Here is a 2074-nt window from a genome sequence, read left to right as displayed (position 1 = left end):
TAGATTGCCTGGTCATGGTCCGGACGATGGTTCGTCGGATCGCCCGCACCGTCCCAGCACCCCGCTGAAGCCCCGCCAGCTACCCTAAGGGCCCACGGAGAGTGGTCAGTCGCGGTCTGTGTCTTCGGAACGGAAGAGCAGATTCTGGTAGGTGCGGCGGTAGCGGACGTGTTTGCTCTTGAGGCTGTTGCCGACGATGTCGACCGAGCCTTCGTCTCGCATGATCTTCAGCCATCGTCGGATGGTCTGGTCGCTGAGACCGGTCCGTGTAACGAGTTCGGAGCGTGAGAGAATCTCGTTGCCGAGGGCGACGAGCAGCTCCGGTCGGCGGTCGGCCCGAGAAGACTGGTCTTTCGCTGACGTTGTTCGCCAGGACAGTTGGTACCTGGCCCAACGGCGGGTTCCGGTCTGGGTGACGAGTTCGCGAGCGACCAGGTCCCGAAGCTCGCTGGTGGCGATACGGGAGTCGACTCCCGTCGCGTTGCGGTAGGCGGGGTTATCGAGGATTCCTTCCTGGCGCAGGAGCGCGAGGGCGACGCATTGGCTGTCGGTCAGGCCGTTCTCACCCAACCCGCTGATCCAAGCAACGGTCTCCTCGCTCAGCAAGGTGTGGTTGGGGAAAACGACGACGAACGACGAGATCTTGTCGTTGAAGTCCGGTGGGCTCATTCCTGCGGCGAGCAGCGAGTCGAGCATGGCGCGGATGCCCGACCCGCGGTTTTCGCAGACGGAGCGGGTCTCGCCGGGCAGCGGAACGTCTTCGAGGATCTTGATGAGGGTGGCGTTGCGGGCCGAGGAGACGCCTTCTTCGCCGAGGCTGTCGACCGTGACAGGACCGAACAGGCCGCCCGGATTGCGGATCACCAGGCGGTCGGGGTACATCTCGATCTGGACTTGGGCGCCTCGAGCGCCCCCGGACAGGTCCCGATGGACCAAGGCGTTGACGACGGCTTCACGCAGAGCGGTCTCGGGGTACTCCCAGACATCCTGCCGGCCCGCACCCCCGACGACAGCCCGACGAGACATGTTCCGGCGGACGACCGCCAGCGTGTCGCGGAGCATGACCGGGACCGGGCCTTCCAACGTCACGTTGTCCAGGAACCTCTCGGTGGACCGGCCGCCGGTCTCGGTCGGGTAGTGAACGAAGGTGACCATCAGCTGCGGGAAGTGCTCCTGCGGATACCTACCGAGTGCGAGCAAGCCTCCCAGCGATACCTCGTCCCCGCCGTCGCGCCGGGTCACGAGCACCTTGGCGCGACGCAGCACTGCCAAGCGGTCCAAGTCCTTGAAGGCGTAGGGCCTGCTGATCCTCAGCCGGGCGACCAATGCATCGACAGTGGTCGCATCCAGTTGATCGAGACCAACGCCGGGGACCGCCTGCTCGTCCTCACGGGGCTGACCACGTGACGAGAGCATCATCTGTACCTCGTAGGCCGACAGTCGACGATCACCGTCGCCCACCCTGACGTAGCTGCCCTTGGTGATGCCGGCCCCACGTGAGTAGCAGGGTTTCCGCGCGGGATCGAGCTCAGGGACCTCGGCGACCATGATCTGGGCGCCCTCGAAGTCGTGGATTTTGATCAGTAGCCGCAACGGCGGTTCCATGTCCTCGGAGCACATGGAACCGAGATCAGCTGCGAGCCTCGCCGGATCGGGAAGTCCCGTCGCCACAAAGCCCTGAGCCTCGTCCAGACCAAGGACGACCACACCGCCTCGCGTGTTCGCGAACCCCGAGAGAGTCTCGCGCAGCGACTTCGGCAACCCGCCGTGGGCCTTCTTCACCTCCACGTCGGTGATGTCCGCACCGATGGTGCGAAGGTTGTCGACGATCTCCGCGAGTTCGACGTCGAGCATCCAGCCTCCTCACCAGCGACCATGCTAGTTGGCATGCTAGCTAGCATGATAGTTGGCATGAACAGTGGCCGGGTGCCGCCTTGAACACGACCTCGGTGAGCCTGGCTGAGGTGCGTGACGGCATCGTCCGACTGCCGATCGGTCGCCGCCGCGAACTGCTGCTGGCGGCCGCCGACGACGTCTTTGCGGTATTCCGGGATAAAGTCCTGCCCTTCGACGC

1 protein-coding gene is annotated in these 2074 nt (G+C 64.8%); it reads right to left on the bottom strand.

Annotated elements, in window-relative coordinates; translation table 11 throughout:
* Window positions 1-105: 105 nt before the first annotated feature.
* The gene (locus U9980_RS15260) at window positions 106-1854 is read right to left on the bottom strand and encodes an ATP-binding protein (protein WP_322768517.1); all 1749 of its coding nucleotides are present in this window, start codon (window positions 1852-1854) and stop codon (window positions 106-108) included.
* Window positions 1855-2074: the final 220 nt, after the last annotated feature.

Source organism: Protofrankia sp. Cr1 (assembly GCF_963555865.1).
Taxonomy (GTDB): domain Bacteria; phylum Actinomycetota; class Actinomycetes; order Frankiales; family Frankiaceae; genus Protofrankia.
This window is presented reverse-complemented; position numbering and strand designations above follow the sequence as displayed.

Coding starts and splice junctions, on each gene's coding strand:
- U9980_RS15260 (WP_322768517.1), bottom strand. CDS start 1,854: ATGCTCGACGTCGAACTCGCGGAGATCGTCGACAACCTTCGCACCATC.